Genomic DNA, 19,521 nt, shown 5'->3' with positions numbered 1-19,521 from the left:
CCTGAAGATCGGCATTGCCATCGGCGCCCGCGAACTGGCGCTCACCCACGAAGCCTTCGACCGTCTCCCCCGCTCGAACGCCGCCGAACACCTCCGGGCTCTGCTCGTCCACCACCGCATGATGGACGCCCGCGGCAACGAGACCCTCGCACGGTTCGAACACTGGCTCACCACCAGGATCGACAGCCTCCCCGACGACGGCACCGCCCACCTCATCGAGCGCTTCGCCACCTGGCACCACCTCGAGCGCATCCGCGCCCAGGCGGCCGATCCCAATGCCGATCTTCAGGCCAGCACCCATACGGCCAAACAAGAGATCACCGAAGCCGGGAAGTTCCTCCTCTGGCTACGAGCACACCACCACGTCACCGCGGATGAACTGCGCCAACTCCACATCGACGACTACCTCAGCGAGGGCCCCAGCACCCGCAAGCACATCCGGGCCTTCATCCGCTGGCTCAACCACGACCAAGACCACCGCACCGGGGCACTTCAGGTGCCGTTCCGCAACGCCCACTCCACGCCCATGATCACCCAGACGCAGCGTCTCGAGCTCCTCCGGAACTGCCTCGAACACCGCCAGGTCACCAGCTCCACCCGCCTGGCCGGGCTCATCCTGCTGCTGTGGGCCCACCCCCTCAACAAGATCGTCCTGCTCCGCCGGGAAGACCTCACGGCCACCCCGGACGGCATGCTCCTCACCCTCGGGACCACCCCGACAGCCATTCCCGAAGCGCTCACCGAGGTGTTCTGGCAGCACCTGCAGGACCCCGGGCACCAGAACACCATCAACACCGGCACGCCGTGGCTGTTCCCCGGCACCCGAGCAGGCCGGCACCTGCACCCGAACACTCTCTCCGGCAGGCTCAAAGTCCTCGGCATCGACGCCCAACGGGCCCGCAACGCCACGCTGCGCGACCTGACTCAAGAAGTCGACGCACGAACCCTGATCGATCTCCTCGGCTACAGCCCCGACATCATCGCCCAGCACGCCGCCCGATCCGCCACACCCATGTCCGACTACATCGACCTGAAACGCCAACAGCCCCGATGACCTCGATCACCGAAGAAACGGGTAACGCATTTTCCCATCAGAAGGCGCCATATTGGCGGAATGTGCGAATTCGCCAGCGGGGACGACTCCCCCGTCACCGAGCCATTGTGGTGGGTCTGGGGAGGCGGTATTGGTCCCGCGTGAAGTCTCGAGGTTCCAAGGGTGGTTGGCGGACCGTGCTCTGACTTGCGGTTTCCGTGGGGGTTGACCGGTTTTCGCGTTTCATGCGAAGCTTTCGCGTATTATGCGAGACGATCCATGGGGTCCGGCCGGTGCTGTGCCGGCCCTACTGCGCTCCGGGACGGGTGTGCTCCACGAGGCCGAGACGGTGTGGGCCGCAATGTTGGATGGTTGGGCGGCCCAGCAGTTCGCGCGGAATCTTTCCCCTGGCACGGTCGAAGCGCGGCGGTCGACGGTGCTGCGGTTCCGCCAGTTCGCCGACTGCTACCCGTGGGAGTGGACAGCGGGGACCGTGGACGAGTTCTTCCTGGAACTGCGGGCCCTCAAGGGCGCGGCCCGCTCGACGGTTCTGGGCTATCAGAACGCGCTGCGGATGTTCTTGGAGTACCTCACGGACCCGGCCTACGGGTGGGCTGAGCAGTGCTGGGACCGGTTCGGGAATCACCCCGCGCAGGTCTTCCACGAGTGGAACACCGCCCGGCACGCCCAGGACACGGTCGGGTCCCCGGGCAAGCGCCCCTACACCCGGGATGAGCTCGAGGACCTCTTCGACTGCGCCGACGAGCGGGTGCTGCGCATCCGTCGGGCCGGGGCCAAGGGCTGGATTCCGGCGTTCCGCACGGCGACGATCATGAAGGTCGCCTACGCCTGGGGGCTGCGCCGCAATGAGGTGCGCAGCCTGGATCTGGTCGACTTCGCCACCAACCCGCAGGCGAGGCAGTTCGGCGGGGCCGGGATCGTCTACGTCCGGCACGGCAAGGCCATGCGCGGGTCCCCGCCCAAGCGCCGGGCCGTGCTGACCGTGCCGGAGTTCGGCTGGGCGGTTGACTGCGTGGCGCAGTGGAGGCAGGACGTCCGTCCCCTCTACGCCCCGGCGGGGTCGACGAGCATGTGGCCCAGTGAGCGTGGCCGGGCCGCGATCACGGCGGACTCGCTGAGCCGGGCGTTCACCGAGGTCAAGCGCGAGGCCGGCTTGGACGAGGATCTGGACTTCCACTCGTTGCGCCGCTCCTACGTCACCCATCTGGTCGAGATCGGCTATGACGCGTTCTTCATCCAGCAGCAGGTCGGCCACGAGCACGCCTCGACGACCTCCATCTACACCGGCCTGTCCCCCGACTACCGGGCCCGGGTCGTGGACCGGGCCATCGCACGTATGGCCGCGGCGGCGACGAGCACCGGCACTGACAAGGAGTCCTGAACGATGAAGCGGCATGTGGAGTACACCTGGCGGTTACGAGAGATCATGGCCGCGCGTGGGATGAACAACCTCTCTGACCTGATCCCCCTCCTGCAGGACCGCGGGGTGGGTCTGTCGGCCTCCCAGATCTACCGGCTGATCGGGTCCACGCCCGAGCGGATGAACCTGACTTTGCTGGCGGCGTTGCTTGATGCCCTGGACTGCACCTTCGAGGAGCTCTGCCCCACCACCGTCGTCGCCACCGAGACCCGCCACCGGCTGACCGGCACCGAGGCGGGCATCGCGAAGAAGGATGCCATCCGCCCGATCCGGGCCCGGATCCACCGGCCCGAATGAGCAGGCCCGCCCACGGCGGTGGCTGCGTTCGCTGCCACCGCACCGGGGTCAGGATCGTCGTCATCTGGCCCGAGGGGCGGATCTGCCGGCGCTGCTACGAACGGGCCACCCGCATCCACGGCACCTGCCCCGGCTGCGCCCAGCACCGGCTGTTGCCCGGCCTCCTGGAAGGTACCCCGGCGTGCACCGACTGCACCGGGATCCCGAGCAACTTCCGCTGCACCCGGTGCGGGCGCGAGGACGAACCCGTGCGCACCGGGCTGTGCGCGCACTGCTGCCTGGCCGATGACCTCACCACCGTGCTCGATGACGGCACCGGGACCATCGCCGCACCGCTACGGCCGCTGTTCACCGCCCTGACCTCGCAGAAGAACGCACGCAGCGCCCGGATCTGGCTCACCGTCAACCCGCAGGCCGAACAGCTGCTGCGGGACATCGCCCAGGGGCATGTCCCCCTGACGCACGAGACCTTCCGGGACCACCCGTCAGCGACCAAGGTCGCCTTCCTGCGCGCCCTGTGCATCGAACACCAGCTGCTGGAGCCGGTGAACCTCGACATCGAGGGCTTCCACACCTGGCTGCAGACCAAGACCGGCGCCATGCCCGCCCCAGACGCACTGCTGATCAGCCAATACGCCCGCTGGACCCACCTAAATCGGATGCGCCACCTCGAGAGCACCGGGGCGCTGAAGAAGGGCACCTTCCTGGCCGCCAAGCAGTCCACCACCATGGCCATCGGCTTCCTGGACCACCTCAGGGCACGCGGGCACTGCCCGCAGGAATGCACCCAGCACGACGTGGACTCCTGGCTCACCGACGGGCCCACGACCCGCAGCCTGGCCCGCAGCTTCGTGCGCTGGGCTGCCGAGCACGGACACCTGCCGGCCGTGGATTTTCCCTACCGCACCGCCCAAACCACACCGGTCATCAGCCAGGCCCAACGCCTGGCGCACATCCGCGCCCTCACCGATCCCTCGGCGCCGATCCCGGGGGCACAACGAGTCGCCGCCCTCTTCCTATTGCTCTACGGCCAACCTCTCACCCGCATCTCGCGCATGAGCCTGGACCAGGTCCACGACACCGGAGACCGGCTCACCGTGGCCTTCACCAATGATCGGCTCGAGATCCCGCCCCCGTTCGACGAGATCGTTCGCGCCCACCTGAACGCCCTGCCGAACACGAACACCTCCGCGCACCGCCAGAACACCTGGCTCTTCCCCGGCACCCGGCCAGGACAGCACATGCACCAAAACTCGATCATGATGGCCCTGCGTGAGCGCGGCATCGAGATCCTCGGCGCCCGCAACGCCGCACTCCGGGCCCTGGTCCTGGAAATGCCCGCGCCCGTCGTGGCCGACGCCCTCCACTACAGCTACTCCGTCACCGACCGCCACCGCCGCGACGCCGGCGCAACCTTCACCGACTACATCACCAACAGAAGCACCGGCCCCTGACCGCCAGACTCCCCCGCCCCGAACCGCCCTGCTTACTCAGAAGGCGATCGAATACGCCGGTCTCGAACACGTAAGGCCAGCACTCATTAGGACAAATTGCCTCGCACGCAGTGTCCGTGGGTCAACCGGCGACTGCAAGCGGCGCCCTCGGACCTCGCCTGTGTCCGCCCCGCGGGCAAGTCAGATCGAGATGACACCCGAGGGTGCGACTGTCCCGAGTTCGTTGCACCGTTGCCCTGGGGGCCTTGCGCCGCTCCGGAGGGCGTCTCGATGGATATCACATTGGGTAAAGCATCGAATAGCCATTCCGGTGTGATGTTGCTTACTATGTCTCCACCATTTGCGGAGCTGCTCGTGGGAGCAGCTCCGGCTCCCTTGGGCGATCGTTATTCCGAGGGAGTCGGATGTCTATCACCTTTCAGCCCGTGCACCTGACGGAGCGACGGCTCTTCGAGGCCCGGATCAGTGAAACCGCGGTCGCCCTTCACCACGAGGGGCACGATCCCGAAAGAATCTGCCAGGAAGCTACGCGGATCGGTCAGCGGCACCCCTGGGTGGACGCCCGCACGGTGGCCAACGCCCTGGTGGACGCCTTGGGCCCGGGATGGGGCGCCATCTACCTGCACTGGCTGTGGGGCCAGGACGACGACTCCTGACCCACTGCTCTTCAGTGACAACATCCCCATTGGGAGCGTGAGAGCCCCCGTCAACGGCGAGTGACAACTGACCCCTTCCTGCACGTTCCGCCTGCCGCCACGGGGCCGGATTTCACGTGCCGCCGACACTGTGGCTCGGTGCCCGAGAACCGGGCCATATGTAAATGGGGTGAGGAGGAGCTCTCGTCGAGGACTCACTGACCGTGCGCCCCTGTGCCCGTCAGTGCGCCTGAGGTGACTGACCCGGAATGATCCCCAGCGACCGCAGATCGCGTCGGCGCGTTTGTAGCTGCGCGTCCATCTGATGGGCCCACAGGCGCGACTGGTGCTCGAAGGTGGCCACGAATCCAATGGCCAGCAGCACCACCCCGGCCACCAGAAAAGCCATGGCGGTCGGGTCCATCACGTGGCCTGCCTGGATGGACCCGCACAGGCCAGCCGCGCCCACCGCGGCCGCGAGAGCGCCGGCACCGGCGGTGACCGTGATCAGTGCGCCTGCCATCAGAGTGCCTCCTCGGACTGGATCTAGACTTTAGTCTATTTCATACACTCTGGTAACTTGATGTGTCAACAACTAGGTGAGGGTGCGTGTCACACTTCCACATTCTCGGAATAGCGGGGCCTGCGTCCCAGTTGTGGTCGGTGCCCATACCCCTCTTTTTGCTCGAAGGAGCACGCACCAGATCATGGCCACTACTGATTACGACGCTCCGCGCACCCGGCCCGAGGACGAGCCGGCCAACGAGTCCCTGGAGGCGATCCAGGCCCGTGCCAGCGCCACCACCCAGACCGCGGTCATCGACGCTGAATTCTTCGACACCGCCGAGGGTATCGACCTGCCCGGGGCTGACCTCTCCCACGAAGAACTGACGATTCAGGTCGTCCCGGAGCAGGTCGACGAGTTCACCTGCGCCTCCTGCTTCCTGGTTCGGCACCGCTCCCAGTTGGCCCGCCGCACCGGCGAGGTGCGGTACTGCACCGACTGCGAGGACTGAACCCGCAGACCACCGACGGAACGAACGACTCAGGCCCCGCCGCATCGTGCGCCGGGGCCCGAGTCATTGCCCGCCCACTCACCTGTGAGGTGGCCTGCGGAGGCTACTTCTTCACCTCGGCCGTCCGCCGGCGCCCCAGAACAACCCTTGGGTTGAGCTTGTCGGTGTAGGCGATGGAGCCGTAGCGGAACAACTGCACCGCCACCCGCAGCACCAGCACCCCGAACACGAACAGCTCCGCGATCACGATCCCGGCGGTCAGCGGATCGAGAGTGCCAAGTGCGTTGCGCAGCATCGCGGTCACCGGGGCGGTGAGCGGGAAGAACGTGAACACTTGGACGATCAGCGCATCCGGGTCGGAGATGATGAGGCTGATGGCGTAGAAGGGGATGAACATCGCGAAGATCAGCGGCCCGAAGATCACCCCGGCGTCCTTGGCGGTGGGCATGATCGCCCCGATCGCCACCAGCACCCCGGTGAACAGCACGAACCCCCCGATCAGCAGCAGGAACGCCACGACCATGGTCCCCGGATCCAACCGGAGCGAGGCGAGGTCGAGGTCGGGGATGTTCAACCGGGCCCGGAAGAAGACGTAGCCGATCACCACCGGGGCCAGCAGCACCAGGATCTGCACCGCCCCGACCGCGAAGACCGCCAGGATCTTGCCCATCACCAGGGTCGTGGGGTTCACGGTGGTGAGGATCATCTCGGTGACCCGGTTCTCCTTCTCCTCCAGGGTGGAGTTGAGCATCTGGTTGGAAAGCATCACGATCACCAGGAAGAACACCACCAGCAACCCCAACGGAGCGATCGCCTCGGTGAACCCGCCGGTGACCTCCCCGTCGCGGTAGATCGTGGACTCCACCGCCAGGTCGCCGGCCGCGGCCGCGGCCAGACCAGGGTCTCCGATCTGGGCCTGGGCGGCGGTGGTCAGCAGGGACTCGGCCACCGCCTCATAGGCGCCGTTGTCGAAGAGCCCCCGGTCGGCTCCGGTCACCTCGATCGGCTCCGTGGCCGGGTCGGCGGGGTAGGCGAAGTAGGCGTCCAGCTCTCCGGCCTTCACCGCCTCGATCGCCGCCGTGGGGTCGGTGGCAAATTGCCCGCCGTAGGCGGCGGCCAGCTCGTCGGCGATTGTTCCGGAGGCGTCTGTGTAGGCGAAGGCGATCTCGGCCTCGGCCTGGGCCTCCGCGGAGTCGCTGATCGAGGAGTTGGAGCTAAACGACAGGGCGAAGATGATCGCGATGACCACCGGCACGGCCAGGATCGCGATCCAGAACCCCCGCTTGCGCACCGTGCGCAGGAATTCGAAGCCGACGACGGTGGAGAGGTTGTGCTGCGCCATCAGGCCCCCACCCCCACGGTCTCGACCCGGGTGGCCGCCTCGAGGCTGTCGGCGCCGTAGACCCGGATGAAGACCTCCTCCAACGAGGTCCGGGCGGTGGTGAACCCGGAGACCGGCACCCCGGCGCGCACCAGCTCCGTGAGCACCGTGGCCTCATCGGCACCCGGCGCCGGAGCGAGCTCGGACACCTGCTCCTCCCCCGACGCTGCGCTGCACACCACGGTGTAGTGGTGTGAAGCTGGTACCACACCGGTGTGAGTCACCCGGTAGGTGGTGGACCCGAACTGCTCCTGCACCGCCCGCACGGTGCCGTAGGCGTGGGAGGTGCCGTCCTTGAGCAGGATCACCCGGTCGCACAGTCGTTCGACCTCTTCCATCTGGTGGGTGACCATCACCACCGTCGCTCCTGCGCGTTGCTGGTCTTCGATGATGTCCATCAGCAGCCGCCGGTTCACCGGATCGAAGCCCTTCGTCGGCTCGTCCAGGATCAACAACTCCGGGGTGTTCATGATCGTCACCCCCAACTGCACCTTCTGCTGCTGACCCCCCGAGAGCTTGTCCAGCCGCGCGGTCGCCTTCTCGGCCAAACCGACGCGTTCGAGGTACTCCAGCGACCAGGCCCTCGCGGCGGCCTTGTCCAAACCTTTCAGCCGGCCGAAGTAGGCCATGGTCTCCAGCACCGGTTCCTTCTTGTACAACCCCCGCTCCTCCGGCAGGTACCCGAGGCGGGCGCCGTCGGCGGGTTCGAAGGTCTTGCCGTTGATGTGCAGGACCCCGGCGGTGGGCTGGTAGATCCCCAGCAGCGCCCGCAGCGTCGTGGTCTTCCCCGACCCGTTGGAGCCGAGGAACCCGAAGGTCTCCCCCGCCACCACGTCGAAGGACAAGTCCTCGATCACCGTGGTGGCCCCGAAGACCATCTGGAAGTTCTCGATGTGCACCAGTGCTTCCGTCATCCCGCCCCCACTGCCGTACCTGCTGCCACTGCTGCTCCTCCGGCCGTGTCGCCAACCCGGGACCCGTACGAAGAGTCTGAAATTCGAAGCAGCAGCGAAGGCGCAGCTACGGCCTCTTCACAGCTCCGATCCGATCGGCTCTGCTCCTGGTGGAGGCGGTGTCCATGACTGCCGATGTCCGCTTCTGGCTTCGGCGCACAAGCCCCGGGTCGTCTTGGCGTCTGTGAACTTCCAGCCTAGAAGTCCTTGCCCATCCGCTACCTCCCCCGTCGGGAGGATCATCGATACAGATTTCCCCACGGCCAGCCGCTAATCGGGGCCTTCACAGCTGAGTGTGGGTAGCGGTTCTCCGCCAGGGGCGATGACCGCCTGCGGCGAGCAGAGCCCGTAACCGATAGTTGTCGAAGTTGCGGAAGCCGCGGGCGACGCGACGCATGGTCTCGATGACGCCATTGACCGCTTCCGTGGGCCCGTTCGAGGCTCCTGCGGTATCGAAGTAGGCCAGGATCGCGGCCTTCCACCGGCGTAAGGTCCGTCCGAGCCGGGCGATCTCCGGAATGGGACAGGACGGGAAGGCACCGAGAATCTCGGCGACGAGCCGGCGCCCCTGCTCGGGGCGGGCGTGGTAGACCGCGCGCAGCTTCTGGTAGCAATGCCAGGCAAGGGTGACCTCGTGATGCGGGTCCCCGGCCTCGAGCTTCGTGTTGAGTCGGCGGACCTGCCTCTCGGTCAGGTGCTCGGCGCCGATCTGCAGGGTGCGGCGGATCCCGTACAACGGGTCCCCGGCTCTCCCGCGGTGGCCCAGAGTGTCCTGCTGCACGCGGCGGCGGACCTCATCGACGACCTGCCCGCCGAGCTTGACCACATGGAAAGCGTCGAGAACGGTGATCGCCTCCGGGAGCTCGTCGCGGATGGCATTGGCGTAGCCGTGGAACGGATCCAGCGTCGCCGTGCGGATCCCGCTCGTGAACGCCGGTCCCTGCTCGATGAGCCAGTCGCCGTAGGCCGCCCCCGTGCGCCCGGGCACCAGATCCAGCAGTCGTGCCCGGGGCCGGCCGTCCTCGCCGCGGGAGTGGTCCACGATCCCGGTGACCAGCCCAGTGCCGGGTGGACCCACATGGCGCCAGACGTGCTCGTCCACGCCCAGGGCGTTCACCCCGGCCAGCCGGTCCTCGGCGGCCAGCTGGGCCTCGATGACCGGAGTGATGGCGTCCCAGACGGTGTTCCAGGCGACCCCGAGCATCTGGGCCAGGGCCGAGACCGCGATGTCGTGGCAGCGCAGCTGCGTCACCGCCCAGGCGATCGCGCGGGTGGTGAGCTTGGCCCGCGGTGCCGCCAGCTCGTGGACCTCACTGAAGGTCGTCACCTCGCACGCCGTCTCATGGCAGCGGTAACGGCGTTTGCGCCAGACCACCCGCACGGGCACCCCGGCGCAAGGCAGGTCGTGCAGCAGCACCGCCACCCGGCCATGGCCGACGGCGAGCACCCCGCAAGCCGGACAGCCCACCAGTGACGGCACGGTCTCGACCATCAGGGTGAACGAGGAGCGGTGCCGCTCGATCGTGAGCACGTGGACATCGGGCAGGTCGAAGAGCGCGCACGCCGGCGCGCACATAGCATGGGACACGTCGAGGCCTTCGAGGACGGTTGGATTCAGCACCCCCATCCTGGAGGCCTCGACCCCTACCCGACCCCCGTGACACGCACCCCGCTTGGGCCCTTACCCACACTCATTTGGGAACCGGTAACGAGACGTGTTGAGGCAGGACGAGTAACTTCCTGCCGCGCCGGCAGACCAGTCACTGGAGCGGCCGTTCGTGCACCTCCAGCGTCCGAGTCTCAGCCCGCAACCATGCGACGCCTCTGTTGACGAACAGCTCCGGTGCGCCCCCAGGCGCCATCCCATACCTCAGCTGTACGCGGGAATCTCTCACTAAACGAGAGTTCTCCATGCTGGCCTGCGTGGACGACGCCAGCGCCCCGAACTCGAGGATCCCGCCGGTCCGCCGTGCCCCCAGTTGCCGCCTGGACAGACGCCCGTATGCAAGGTGGAGCGAGTTCTCGCACCTACTTCTACTCGTCCTACTTAAGGGCCGCTAATCGGCCTTATGTAAAGTAATAGAAATTTCATGTGCGATTTCCGCACATCGTGAGGTTCCGGGTGATGACCCCGGTGCTCCCCCAGCCAGCTTGTTGACCTGCGGTCCAGTAGCTTCTCGGATGGGCTGCTGCTCGAGGGGGAACAGGCTAGCCGGGTTCCGGCCACGTCCGTGTGGAACGCCGTCTGCTTGGGCCCTGGCACGGCGGGCCCGTCACGCGGGCGTGGGCGCTGGAGCCGACTGGGTTCAAACGGTCGGGGCAACAAGGGCTCTTGGTTCACCGGCGCCGGTGTCGTCGTCTGGGTTCGGTTCGCGCTGGGCGACCGGAGCAATACCGATATGTCGGTCATTGCGTGCCAGTTGAAATTCTCTCTCCTTGTCGGATTCCATGGATCCTGTGTCCGGAGTTCCGGCCCCAGCCGCGCTCCTTTTCGTAGGGTCACCCCGCAGGGATCGAGAAAGGTTCACGATGAACATGCCAGGTCCCGCGCGGCCGATGTCCCCTCCGGCCGGCCTCGTCCCCGATCCCCTGCCCCCGCTCCCCGGTGGACCTCCCGCAGCGGGCCTCCCCGAGGATCTCACCGGGGATCTCGCCGGGGACGGTGACCTGCGGGAGGGGCACACGGACCTCATTCAGCGTGTCCTCGTGGCCGCGGGGGAAGTTGAAGAAGCGCAGTGGGCCCTGGACCAGGTCTTCGACGCCGCCGCCACCTCGGACGAAGAGATCGGGATAGGAGTCGACGTGGCCTCTGTGGACGGTGCCCTGGAGTCGGCGCGGTGGGGGCTGGACCAAGCGGTAGCCGCCTTGAACGCGGAGCTCCGCACGGCGGCGGATTCCGGGGTCCCGCTCACGGACCTCGCCGAGGCTTCAGGGCTTCCGCCCTGCCAGGTACGCACCGCCCTGGACGCTACGTCCGAGACGACGACGGGGGCGCTGCCCGCCGGACAGCTGAGGCCTGAAACGACTCCTTGAGATTTTCTCACCAGGATGACGTCTTCGGTGGCGGTGGTCGGGGAGGAGAGCGAGTGGCGATGGCGTAGGGCCTGCGGGGGAGGATCGGTTTCCACGACGAAACGTTCCCTCCCGAAAACTCTATGTCGGACTTCTCGCAACGCCGGGCGTATCGCCCACGTGGGCGGGAAGGACGGTTCAGCGGTCGGGCGCGTTGCCGGTGCGATATCTCGGCCCCTGGCGAGATCACCGGCGTCCGAGAAAACGCAGCAGCGCCCTGGTTGCCCGGCGGGATGCCCGCAACGGGCCCATCGCGCCGCCCGGCGTGCTGCGGCGGTGCGACCGATGGGGCGTCCGGGCGGTATGAGACCAGGAGGCGAACATGACGCTGCCTTCGGTGACCACCACGCGGTTCTGGAGTGTGGGACGCCCACCAGGGCCCTGCACCACCCCGGTGCGCTTGTCGTAGGTGTAGCCGTCGTCGAGGGTGATGCAGTCTTTCGTTTCGGTCACCACGTGGTACCGCACCATGTGCTCGCCGGAATCGGCTCCAGGATGGACGATGGCGCGCGCCCCGGGACGCGTGGCCCCGCCATGATTGAAGTCGAACAAATCAGCCATGGGACAGGCGCTTTCCTGGTGAGTTCGAAGACGTCGATGACCGGTGGGGCGCCAGGGCCGCACTCATCCAAAGCGCCCCGCACGCAAGCTCGACTAATGGGGTCGTGGCCCAGGTTACTGATCCGACCACCCACCTCATCGGACCCGGGGTGTGGAACAGGGGGTGGTGTCCGCTGCCGCACCAATCAATGACCCAAAGGCATTGCCAGGTTTCATTGCCGGTGCTTCGCTGGAGGTGCAGGCCCGCTCCGGGTCCGCATGACCGAGGGGATCATCATGGCTGGTCACGCCGAGCAAGCCGAGCACACCAAGGCCGAACACACCCACGGGGACAACTGTGGGCACGACACCATGCAGCACGGTGATCACGTGGACTACCTCCACGACGGGCACCGGCACTCCGAGCACGAGGACCACTACGACGAGTGCCAGTAGCCCTCTCCGCGAGGACTCGGGACCCCGGGCAGAGTAGGGGTCCCGGGCCGGCTCGACCACTGGCCATAGCGACGCCTCGTCTGCGTCTGAGACCTGCCGCGTCGACAAACCGTTACTGGAGGCATCCCTCGTGCGGGAACCGCTCCGTGGGGCTCCGCAGCTGATCACCGCGCCGCAGCCACCGGTAGCCGATGTGCGCCTCCAGTGCCGCGACCACAACGACTCCACCCGCTCATCGGAAAGGAACCACCATGACGACCCACTACCACTCCCCCGAGGACCTGGACCGGCTGAGCGAGTACAAGGAGCTGGCCGGCCCCGAATTCCAAGCGTTCGCGAAATTCGACGGTTCCATCGGCCGCGAGGGCGGGGCGATCGACCCGCTGCACCGTGAGCTGATCGCCGTCGGGGTGGCGATCTCCTCCCAGTGCCCCTACTGCGTCCAGGTGCACGTGACCAAGGCGAAAAAGGCCGGTGCCACCAAGGCCCAGATCGCCGAAGCTTCTCTGGTCGCGGCCGCTCTGGGTGCCGGCGCCGCTGTGACCCACGGGACCATGGCCTTCCGCATTTTCGATGAGGCCGACGAAGCCTGAGCTATGTCCGTCCGGGGCCGCTCCCGTGCTGGGCGGTCCCCCCTGTCCGTTCGCACCCACTCTTTGGGAGGTTCCATGAGCCCCGCTGAACAGCACCACGATCACGCCCACCAAGACCACCACTCCGGCCACCATGGATCTGGTGATCAGGAGCATGCGGCAGACGCCGAGGCAACATCGGTGATGGATCCCACGTTCTACCGTTCCCCGGCCGAGGCCGTGGCGGCCCCGCGGGAAAAACTGGCCTACGTGGTGGCTTTCGACCATGAGGCCGCCCAGCCGGACGCGCTCACCGTCGTGGATTTGGACCCGGACTCTGACTCCTACGGCACCGTGGTCGGCTGGGAAGACATGCCCACCACCGGCGATGAGCTGCACCACTTCGGCTGGAACGCCTGCAGCAGCGCCTTCATGCACGAAGGCCACGACATGACCGGTCTGTCCCGCCGGTACCTGCTGATGCCCGGGCTGCGGTCCTCCAACGTACACATCGCCGACACCCACCCCGATCCCCGCAACCCGAAGGTGATCAAGACCATCACCGCCGCGGAGCTGGCCGAGAAAGCCGGCTACTCCCGCCCGCACACGTTGCACTGCGGCCCGGACGGGGTGTACCTCTCCTGCCTGGGTGCGGCTGAGGGCGACGGTGGGCCCGGCGGGATCGCGGTGCTCGATCACAACACCTTCGACGTGGTCGGGCGGTGGGAGACCGAGCGCGGCCCGCAGTATTTGTCCTACGACGCGTGGTGGCACCTGATGCACAACACCCTGGTCACCAGCGAGTGGGGCACCCCGGCGATGGTGGAGAACGGCATCATCCCCGAGCAGCTGCTCAACCAGGAATACGGTCACGCCCTGCACTTCTGGGACCTGGCCGAAGGCCGGCACCTGCAGCGGGTGGAGCTGGGGGCAGAGCACCAGATGGCCCTTGAGCTGCGTCCGGCCCACGACCCGGAGGCCACCTGGGGACTGGTGGACTCGGTGATCTCCACCCAAGATCTTTCGTCCTCGATCTTCCACTGGCACCGCACCGAGGCCGGAGACTGGACCGCTCAGAAGGTGATCTCCATCCCGGCCGAACCCCTCGAGGAGGAGAAGCTGCCGGAGTTTCTGCGCCCCTTCGGGGCGGTGCCGCCGTTGGTCACCGACATTTCCCTGTCGGTGGACGACCGGTGGCTCTACGTCTCGTGCTGGGGCACCGGGGAGCTCAAGCAGTACGACGTCTCCGATCCGGCCCATCCCCGGGAGACCGGGTCCGTGCGTCTGGGCGGGATCGGCGACCGTGCGGCCCACCCCTCCGCCCCGGACACCTGGCTCGGCGGCGGACCCCAGATGGTCGAAACCAGCCGCGACGGCACCCGGGTCTACGTCACCAACTCCCTCTACCGCGCCTGGGACGACCAGCTCTACCCCCATGGCATCGGGGCGTGGATGGCCAAGATCGACGCCGACACCGACACCGGGGGCCTGTCGATTGACGAGGACTTCTTCCTGGACCAGGAGGACTTCCGCGGCCTGCGCGTCCACCAGATCCGGTTGCAGGGCGGAGACGCGTCCTCCGACTCCTACTGCTACCGCACCTGACCCGCACGCTCTGCGCCGGCGCCGCGTCCGGAAGGGCCCCGCCGGCGTGACGGAGTAGACGAAAAGGTGCGGGCCTCATCGTGCGGTGAACCAGCGCGTCGGTGGGGCCGGGGCGGGGGCCGTTCCGGTGCTGGGGTGGCCTCGCAGCGAGGTGGCGCACGCCACCCCGGCGGCCGCCCCCTTGCCGATGGCGATCGGCACCAGCTGCAGGCCGGCGGTGATGTCGCCTGCGGCGTAGACCCCGTCGACGCTGCTGAGCTGGAACCCGTCGACGGTGATGCGCCCTTCGTGGTCGAGCTCGCAGCCCAGCTGCCGGGCGAGGCCGTTGCCCGGGTGGTGCGCGTAGGAGAAGAAGACCTTGTCCCCCTCCACGAGCTCCCCGCCGGCCAACTGGACGCCAGCCAGGGCCCCGGGCGCCCCGATCAGTGCCTCGGCGACCCCGTCCACGACCTCGGCCCCGTGGTCGGCCAGGACGGCGCGCTGCTGCTCGTCGAACGCCGGTCCGGTGGTGCCGGTGACGATCCGCACGCTGTCGGCCCAATCGAGCAGCTCCGCGGCGTAGGCCGGCACATGCCGGCCGGAGCCGAGGACGATCACCACCTGGCCCCGGGCGGTGTACCCGTCGCAGGCGGGGCAGTGGTGCACGTCGACGCCGTAGTGCTCGGCGATGCCGGCGATCTCGGGGACCTGGTCGCGGACCCCGGTGGCCAGCACGACCCGTTCCGCGGCGATCTCCGCGCCGTCGACGTCGGCGCGGAACAGGCCGCCTTCGTCCCGGCGCAGGCCGGTGACCGTTCCGTGGTGGAGGGTCACCTGCGGGTACTGCGCCAGCCCGGCGCGTGCCTCGGCCAGCAGCTCCCCCGGGGTGGTCGGGTCCCTGCTCAGCAGGCCGTGGGCGGCCTCGGCGGACAGGTTGCGCTGCTGCCCCGCGTCCACGACCACGGTGGAGCGCTGATAGCGACCCAGCCAGGTGGCCGCGGACAGACCCGCGGGGCCGCCGCCGACCACGAGCACGTCGACGCAGGACGGCAGATCGGACGCCATGGGTTCTCTCCTCCGGCTCGGGCGAGCACTGCATCGATCGTCCGACCCACACTACGCAACACCCTCCGCCGGCCCCCGCCCCGACCGAAACCGGATATGCCTTGGAAACAACCCTCACAGCAACACCCTCCGCGCAAAAGAGGGCCAATGCCGATTTCATTGCTGCGATCAACTCTGTTCCCCCGTGGGACCAGTAGCTGACCATATGCAAAGAGGGCGGTCTTCGTGGTCCTGGGGCTGATGGCCACCGTCCCTGTGCTCGCCTCCTGGATCTGAGCGAGGGCATGCGGACTCGCTGGGTTCTTGTGCTACTGCCGCACGGCACCAAGGACGCGGTGCAGAAGTGAAAGATTAGATCGGGTCACAGGTCCTTGGGTCGGAGAAGCGTCGATCGTCCTTCTCCGGGAGGCCGGCTTGCCGGCGAAGGGCTGGCCTCCACGGTCCGTGGTCATGATCTGGCCCCTCGTAGTGCGTGTTCCACCAGGCCAACGTGCCGGGTCACGGAGAACTCTTCCAGATCCAGACCCACACTCACCCGGAACCGCACGCCCTCCGGAGGACAGGCCTGGACGCGCAAGGTCCCGATGCCGCGCAACGGATAGGTCACCTGGTCGCGCGTGGAGCATCCCAGTTCCCTGCGGACCAGCAGCAGCCGTGAGGTCGTGACCACGACCAGGGTCCGCCGGCCCCGCCACCACCCCGGTGCCAGCACCTGGACGGTCTCAGCCGGATCCAGCAACACCTCGGCCCGGCGCAGCTGCTCACGCAGCACGACCCGCTGGATCACGCCCAAAGGCCTGCAGGCAGCCGTCAGGTCTTCGCGCATGATTCAAGCCCTTTCACCTGGCATCGAGCGGGTCGGAGCACCGCCTGGATCTCCGACTGCTGCCCCAGCCAGGTCTCCTCGGAGCGATCGACAGACCGATCCCGAGAAAAGCTCCCATCACTATGGAGAAAGTGAGTGTCAGTTGTAAAGATGCCTCCGATCAGGCCCGCCACGCCGTGAAGCGAGCACGGCAAAAAGTTTCCCCACGGGGTCCAGCTCACGCCACGCCCCCGGTGGTGGAGACGAACAAACACCACCTCCACCGGAAGACAGTGGCGCAAATTTCTCTATGCAATGGCATGCAGTCATGCTTAGGGTCAACCTAAGGCCGTGGTGTGCCATCGAGGAGCTGGTGGCCGGTGCTCGGCTGCCGCACCCGGGTCTGGGCCATCCCCCACGGAGAGGAATCCCGATGCAGTTCACCACGGAGCACCGTCGCGGCTACACCGTGGTCGGACTCACCGGCCGGCTGGATCTGGCCGAGGCGCCGCAGGTGCGGGAGGTGGTGGCGGAGATCGTCGCCGGTGGCGTCCGCCGTGTGGTGCTGGATCTGGGCGGGATCGCGTTCATGGACTCCTCCGGGCTGGGGGCGCTGATCGGGTGCCTGAAGATCGCCCGCCACGCCGGCGGGGACCTGCGGATCGCCCGGGCGGGCCCGCGGGTGCGGTTGGTGCTGGAACTGACCAGCATGCACCGGGTGCTGCCCCCGTACGAGAGCCCCGAGGAGGCCTTCTGCGATGACTGAGCCCAGCGTGCACCGGACCCGTCGAGGACCCGCGACCCCGCAGACCCTCGAGGCCGTCCACGACGATCTGGAGAGCCTGTGGGCCGAGATCGCTTTCGTGCCGGAGCCGGATCGGATGGCCTTCACCCTGGCCGTGGTCGAGGCGGTCACCAATAGCATCGTGCACGCCGTTCCGCTCGATGGACAGGTCCTGGAACTGGCCCTGGAAATCACCGTGACCCCCCGGCGGCTCGTGGCGCGGGTCTACGAGATCAACGCCGCCCCGGCCCAGATCAGCCCCGACGGGTCTGCACTCAAGGACGGGCTGGCTGAATCCGGGCGCGGCCTGGGGCTCATCCAGGCCCTGGTCAGCACCGTGGCCGTCGACCACCGCGACGGAACCAACGTGTGGATTCTGCACCGGGACACCACCCCGGACCACCCCTAGACCTGGAGCATCCCCCGGTCCCACCACGCCGCGCGCCTTTTCCCCCGACTTCTGCACCACCTCCGGCAGACGCCAGGCAGGTGTCGGGCATCTCGCCCCCTTGGGGCGGCACAGACCAGAGGCAGAGTTACATCGGCGGTCTGCTCGCGGCTGCCGTCAGCCGCTCATCGAGCCATCTGCCAGGCCCGGTGTCTTCGACGTCCCCCTCCTGCCACCGGAGGCGGCACCCGGAAAAGTCGATGGATCGGCTCTCGAGCGCCGACGCCCTGAGGCGTCCGGTCGGCGGTAGGAGGCTCTTTGACAAGGGTTGTCCTGGGCAGGTCTTGCAGGTGCGTGCCGCCGAGTGACCGCGGTGCATCGCGGGCAGCGCCCGGCACACCTCAGGGATGTCATCACCGGTGCAGGGGGCAGGAGAAGACGTCCGCGCCGGTGCGGGTCCTACCTGCCGGTTGGAGAAATATGGGGCCCAACCAGAACAATCCGTTGCCGGTCCGGCGGCCGATTCCCTACCGTGAGAAAAGGCCCGGGAAAGGGCCGGAGGTTCCCAGCATGCGATGAAGGATGCTCCCCCATGGACCACAAGCTTTCCGTACTCGTCCAGATCGACCTCCACGGCGCCTACGTGCGCCTGATCGTCACCGGGTGCGTGACCGAAGCCAACCAACATGCCCTCCATCCCCTCGTGGCCCGGGCCCGGACACTGATCCCACCGGTGGCCGTCACCGTCGACCTCACCGCCGCCGAGCACGTAGAGGCAGGAGCCGTGGACCTGCTGCGCTGGGCACTCGAACACGACGACACCGCAACCGGCCCAGTAGAGGTGCTCACCAAGGTCGACCTTCCCGCCCATCAGCCCGCCCACCGCCCCGTAACCGCCCTGACGAACCACCAGGCCAGGGCCAGGACCGGGGCCCTGAGGCTGCTACCGAGGTCGGCATGAGCGCCGGAGCGCGCCGGTCACCGGCTCGCCCGTGATCCCGCCGCCCTGGAGAACAGTCTCGGGAAGGGCCGCAGCACAAAAGCCGCGGCACGTCGTGAATGTCCTGTTCAGGCCATGAGCGCGTGCCGGTTGCACGGCGGATCCTCAGTGTCTCGGCGACGGAGAGCTCACCCCGATCGAGTCCCACAGCCCGGCAGAAGCGGGGCCCGTCAACAGGGATGGCGTGGACACTGACGTGCGCGGTGCGCTGGAGTTGCTTCACCTCGATGCCGACACGGCCGATGACCTCGCACAGCAGGCGCACCTGCTCCGCCCCGCGGACCGCCGCGGCGCAGTGCACTGCACCCCTGACGAGGCTCCCACGACAGGTCGTCGTGGACCTGATGGCCGAGCTGATCGAACACGCGAAGGACATCACCTCCACATCACGAAAGTGCCCCACCCGACAGGGGTGGGGCACTCCGGGGCCCGACCGGGGAGATCGGGAACCTGCCCCTCGGGCTAGGGGCGCATAGAGACTACCAAGCCACTGACGGAGCAGGAACAGCACGACCCACCACAGCGCCCACCTGCTGCCTTGGCACCATTGACCCGCCCGGGCCATATGTAAAGCGGTGGTAGCGCTCTTCAGATTCATCGCTGTGTTCATCCATTTCTGAACATCAATGCTGACCTCATAGGTAACTGCAGATTTGCTCGGCGTCGCACTGGGCGGGATCGCCTTGGGAGGCGGCCTGGTAGTGCGCGGCCACGGAGGCCCGCAGAGCGGTGAGCTCAGCGATGTGCTGGTCGAGGTCGGTGAGTTGCTGGGCGAGCCGGGCGGCTACGTGGGCGCAGGGGGCCTGTCCGGCGTCGCGGATCTGCAGGATGTCCCGGATCTCGGCCAAACTGAGTCCGGCGGCCTTGCTGCGGCCGATGAACTGCAGGCGGGCGAGGGCATCTGATGGGTAGTCGCGGTACCCGTTGGGACCGCGGTGCACCGGGGGCAGCAGTCCTTGCTGTTCGTAGAACCGCAGGGCTTTGGTGGTCATGCCGGCGGCTGCGGCCGCTTCACCGATCCGCACGGTGCACCTCGATCCTGGAC

The 19,521-nt window shown here is 67.6% G+C and carries 21 protein-coding genes; 12 read left to right on the top strand and 9 right to left on the bottom strand.

Going from position 1 to position 19,521, the window contains the following annotated elements; translation table 11 throughout:
• Positions 1-118: 118 nt before the first annotated feature.
• The 5 genes from ABL57_RS22470 to ABL57_RS17885 all read left to right on the top strand — a co-directional run bounded on the left by ABL57_RS22470 (position 119) and on the right by ABL57_RS17885 (position 4,881).
• Entirely contained in the window at positions 119-1,054 is a 936-nt protein-coding gene (locus tag ABL57_RS22470) for a hypothetical protein (RefSeq protein ID WP_203225682.1), read from the top strand.
• Between the two features lie 415 nt (positions 1,055-1,469).
• Positions 1,470-2,435 (top strand): tyrosine-type recombinase/integrase, encoded by a 966-nt coding sequence (locus tag ABL57_RS17900; RefSeq protein ID WP_238986111.1) that lies wholly within the window; start codon positions 1,470-1,472, stop codon positions 2,433-2,435.
• Between the two features lie 3 nt (positions 2,436-2,438).
• A complete protein-coding gene (locus ABL57_RS17895) occupies positions 2,439-2,771 on the top strand; it encodes a helix-turn-helix transcriptional regulator (RefSeq protein WP_047804822.1) in 333 nt (110 codons plus the stop codon).
• Positions 2,768-4,225, top strand: coding sequence for a hypothetical protein (locus ABL57_RS17890; protein WP_047804821.1), 1,458 nt, complete (start codon positions 2,768-2,770; stop codon positions 4,223-4,225). Before ABL57_RS17895 ends, ABL57_RS17890 begins: the two co-directional genes overlap by 4 nt.
• A gap of 404 nt (positions 4,226-4,629) precedes the next feature.
• Positions 4,630-4,881 carry a hypothetical protein gene (locus ABL57_RS17885; RefSeq protein WP_047804820.1) on the top strand — a complete coding sequence of 84 codons (252 nt, stop codon included), beginning with the start codon at positions 4,630-4,632 and terminating at the stop codon, positions 4,879-4,881.
• A 220-nt stretch (positions 4,882-5,101) separates the two neighbouring features.
• Here ABL57_RS17885 and ABL57_RS17880 read toward each other — a convergent pair whose 3' ends face one another.
• Positions 5,102-5,383, bottom strand: coding sequence for a hypothetical protein (locus ABL57_RS17880; protein ID WP_047804819.1), 282 nt, complete (start codon positions 5,381-5,383; stop codon positions 5,102-5,104).
• A gap of 184 nt (positions 5,384-5,567) precedes the next feature.
• Between ABL57_RS17880 and ABL57_RS17875 the strand changes: the two genes are divergently transcribed.
• Entirely contained in the window at positions 5,568-5,876 is a 309-nt protein-coding gene (locus tag ABL57_RS17875) for a DUF4193 domain-containing protein (protein WP_047804818.1), read from the top strand.
• A 103-nt stretch (positions 5,877-5,979) separates the two neighbouring features.
• On the opposite strand, the gene ABL57_RS17870 is transcribed toward ABL57_RS17875, so the two are convergent.
• The 5 genes from ABL57_RS17870 to ABL57_RS17850 form a co-directional block, all read right to left on the bottom strand.
• Positions 5,980-7,218, bottom strand: a complete 1,239-nt coding sequence (locus tag ABL57_RS17870; protein WP_047804817.1) for an ABC transporter permease — start codon at positions 7,216-7,218, stop codon at positions 5,980-5,982.
• Positions 7,218-8,171 (bottom strand): ABC transporter ATP-binding protein, encoded by a 954-nt coding sequence (locus tag ABL57_RS17865; protein ID WP_047804816.1) that lies wholly within the window; start codon positions 8,169-8,171, stop codon positions 7,218-7,220. The genes ABL57_RS17870 and ABL57_RS17865 overlap by 1 nt, the downstream gene beginning before the upstream one ends.
• A gap of 322 nt (positions 8,172-8,493) precedes the next feature.
• Positions 8,494-9,831 (bottom strand): ISL3 family transposase, encoded by a 1,338-nt coding sequence (locus ABL57_RS17860; protein ID WP_203225680.1) that lies wholly within the window; start codon positions 9,829-9,831, stop codon positions 8,494-8,496.
• A gap of 685 nt (positions 9,832-10,516) precedes the next feature.
• Positions 10,517-10,660: a hypothetical protein gene (locus tag ABL57_RS22465; RefSeq protein WP_160310812.1), complete on the bottom strand. Its 144-nt coding sequence runs from the start codon at positions 10,658-10,660 to the stop codon at positions 10,517-10,519.
• Positions 10,661-11,468: 808 nt separating this feature from the next.
• Positions 11,469-11,843, bottom strand: coding sequence for a hypothetical protein (locus tag ABL57_RS17850; protein ID WP_047804815.1), 375 nt, complete (start codon positions 11,841-11,843; stop codon positions 11,469-11,471).
• Positions 11,844-12,101: 258 nt separating this feature from the next.
• On the opposite strand from ABL57_RS17850, the gene ABL57_RS17845 reads away from it, so the two are divergent.
• The 3 genes from ABL57_RS17845 (at position 12,102) to ABL57_RS17835 (ending at position 14,455) form a co-directional block, all read left to right on the top strand.
• Entirely contained in the window at positions 12,102-12,278 is a 177-nt protein-coding gene (locus ABL57_RS17845) for a zinc transporter permease (RefSeq protein WP_238986110.1), read from the top strand.
• A 251-nt stretch (positions 12,279-12,529) separates the two neighbouring features.
• Positions 12,530-12,871: a carboxymuconolactone decarboxylase family protein gene (locus ABL57_RS17840; RefSeq protein ID WP_047804814.1), complete on the top strand. Its 342-nt coding sequence runs from the start codon at positions 12,530-12,532 to the stop codon at positions 12,869-12,871.
• A 183-nt stretch (positions 12,872-13,054) separates the two neighbouring features.
• Positions 13,055-14,455 carry a selenium-binding protein SBP56-related protein gene (locus ABL57_RS17835; protein WP_047804813.1) on the top strand — a complete coding sequence of 467 codons (1,401 nt, stop codon included), beginning with the start codon at positions 13,055-13,057 and terminating at the stop codon, positions 14,453-14,455.
• 75 nt (positions 14,456-14,530) lie between these two features.
• On the opposite strand, the gene ABL57_RS17830 is transcribed toward ABL57_RS17835, so the two are convergent.
• Together ABL57_RS17830 and ABL57_RS17825 are read right to left on the bottom strand one after the other, a co-directional pair.
• Entirely contained in the window at positions 14,531-15,499 is a 969-nt protein-coding gene (locus tag ABL57_RS17830; protein WP_047804812.1) for an NAD(P)/FAD-dependent oxidoreductase, read from the bottom strand.
• A gap of 448 nt (positions 15,500-15,947) precedes the next feature.
• Complete coding sequence (locus ABL57_RS17825; RefSeq protein WP_047804811.1) at positions 15,948-16,325, bottom strand: hypothetical protein; 378 nt, start codon at positions 16,323-16,325, stop codon at positions 15,948-15,950.
• Between the two features lie 412 nt (positions 16,326-16,737).
• Between ABL57_RS17825 and ABL57_RS17820 the strand changes: the two genes are divergently transcribed.
• From ABL57_RS17820 to ABL57_RS17810, 3 genes are all read left to right on the top strand, one after another.
• Positions 16,738-17,070: an STAS domain-containing protein gene (locus ABL57_RS17820; protein ID WP_047804810.1), complete on the top strand. Its 333-nt coding sequence runs from the start codon at positions 16,738-16,740 to the stop codon at positions 17,068-17,070.
• Complete coding sequence (locus ABL57_RS17815) at positions 17,063-17,497, top strand: ATP-binding protein (RefSeq protein WP_047804809.1); 435 nt, start codon at positions 17,063-17,065, stop codon at positions 17,495-17,497. Before ABL57_RS17820 ends, ABL57_RS17815 begins: the two co-directional genes overlap by 8 nt.
• Positions 17,498-18,068: 571 nt before the next feature.
• Positions 18,069-18,437, top strand: a complete 369-nt coding sequence (locus ABL57_RS17810; RefSeq protein WP_047804808.1) for a hypothetical protein — start codon at positions 18,069-18,071, stop codon at positions 18,435-18,437.
• 674 nt (positions 18,438-19,111) lie between these two features.
• On the opposite strand, the gene ABL57_RS17805 is transcribed toward ABL57_RS17810, so the two are convergent.
• Positions 19,112-19,501: a heavy metal-responsive transcriptional regulator gene (locus tag ABL57_RS17805; RefSeq protein ID WP_082157545.1), complete on the bottom strand. Its 390-nt coding sequence runs from the start codon at positions 19,499-19,501 to the stop codon at positions 19,112-19,114.
• Between the last annotated feature and the right edge of the window lie 20 nt (positions 19,502-19,521).

Origin of the sequence: Kocuria sp. SM24M-10 (assembly GCF_001027955.1) — a bacterium.
In the GTDB taxonomy this organism is placed as follows: Bacteria; Actinomycetota; Actinomycetes; order Actinomycetales; family Micrococcaceae; genus Kocuria; species Kocuria oceani.
Note: the sequence above shows the minus strand (reverse complement) of the source record. Positions and strands in the feature narration are given on the sequence as shown.

Bases quoted from the DNA above. Each gene is read 5' to 3' on its own strand.
- ABL57_RS22470 (WP_203225682.1), top strand. From the start codon at position 119: ATGATGGACGCCCGCGGCAACGAGACCCTCGCACGGTTCGAACACTGG.
- ABL57_RS17895 (WP_047804822.1), top strand. From the start codon at position 2,439: ATGAAGCGGCATGTGGAGTACACCTGGCGGTTACGAGAGATCATGGCC.
- ABL57_RS17890 (WP_047804821.1), top strand. From the start codon at position 2,768: ATGAGCAGGCCCGCCCACGGCGGTGGCTGCGTTCGCTGCCACCGCACC.
- ABL57_RS17885 (WP_047804820.1), top strand. From the start codon at position 4,630: ATGTCTATCACCTTTCAGCCCGTGCACCTGACGGAGCGACGGCTCTTC.
- ABL57_RS17880 (WP_047804819.1), bottom strand. From the start codon at position 5,383: ATGGCAGGCGCACTGATCACGGTCACCGCCGGTGCCGGCGCTCTCGCG.
- ABL57_RS17875 (WP_047804818.1), top strand. From the start codon at position 5,568: ATGGCCACTACTGATTACGACGCTCCGCGCACCCGGCCCGAGGACGAG.
- ABL57_RS17870 (WP_047804817.1), bottom strand. From the start codon at position 7,218: ATGGCGCAGCACAACCTCTCCACCGTCGTCGGCTTCGAATTCCTGCGC.
- ABL57_RS17865 (WP_047804816.1), bottom strand. From the start codon at position 8,171: ATGACGGAAGCACTGGTGCACATCGAGAACTTCCAGATGGTCTTCGGG.
- ABL57_RS22465 (WP_160310812.1), bottom strand. From the start codon at position 10,660: ATGGAATCCGACAAGGAGAGAGAATTTCAACTGGCACGCAATGACCGA.
- ABL57_RS17850 (WP_047804815.1), bottom strand. From the start codon at position 11,843: ATGGCTGATTTGTTCGACTTCAATCATGGCGGGGCCACGCGTCCCGGG.
- ABL57_RS17845 (WP_238986110.1), top strand. From the start codon at position 12,102: ATGACCGAGGGGATCATCATGGCTGGTCACGCCGAGCAAGCCGAGCAC.
- ABL57_RS17840 (WP_047804814.1), top strand. From the start codon at position 12,530: ATGACGACCCACTACCACTCCCCCGAGGACCTGGACCGGCTGAGCGAG.
- ABL57_RS17835 (WP_047804813.1), top strand. From the start codon at position 13,055: ATGGATCCCACGTTCTACCGTTCCCCGGCCGAGGCCGTGGCGGCCCCG.
- ABL57_RS17830 (WP_047804812.1), bottom strand. From the start codon at position 15,499: ATGGCGTCCGATCTGCCGTCCTGCGTCGACGTGCTCGTGGTCGGCGGC.
- ABL57_RS17825 (WP_047804811.1), bottom strand. From the start codon at position 16,325: ATGCGCGAAGACCTGACGGCTGCCTGCAGGCCTTTGGGCGTGATCCAG.
- ABL57_RS17820 (WP_047804810.1), top strand. From the start codon at position 16,738: ATGCAGTTCACCACGGAGCACCGTCGCGGCTACACCGTGGTCGGACTC.
- ABL57_RS17815 (WP_047804809.1), top strand. From the start codon at position 17,063: ATGACTGAGCCCAGCGTGCACCGGACCCGTCGAGGACCCGCGACCCCG.
- ABL57_RS17810 (WP_047804808.1), top strand. From the start codon at position 18,069: ATGGACCACAAGCTTTCCGTACTCGTCCAGATCGACCTCCACGGCGCC.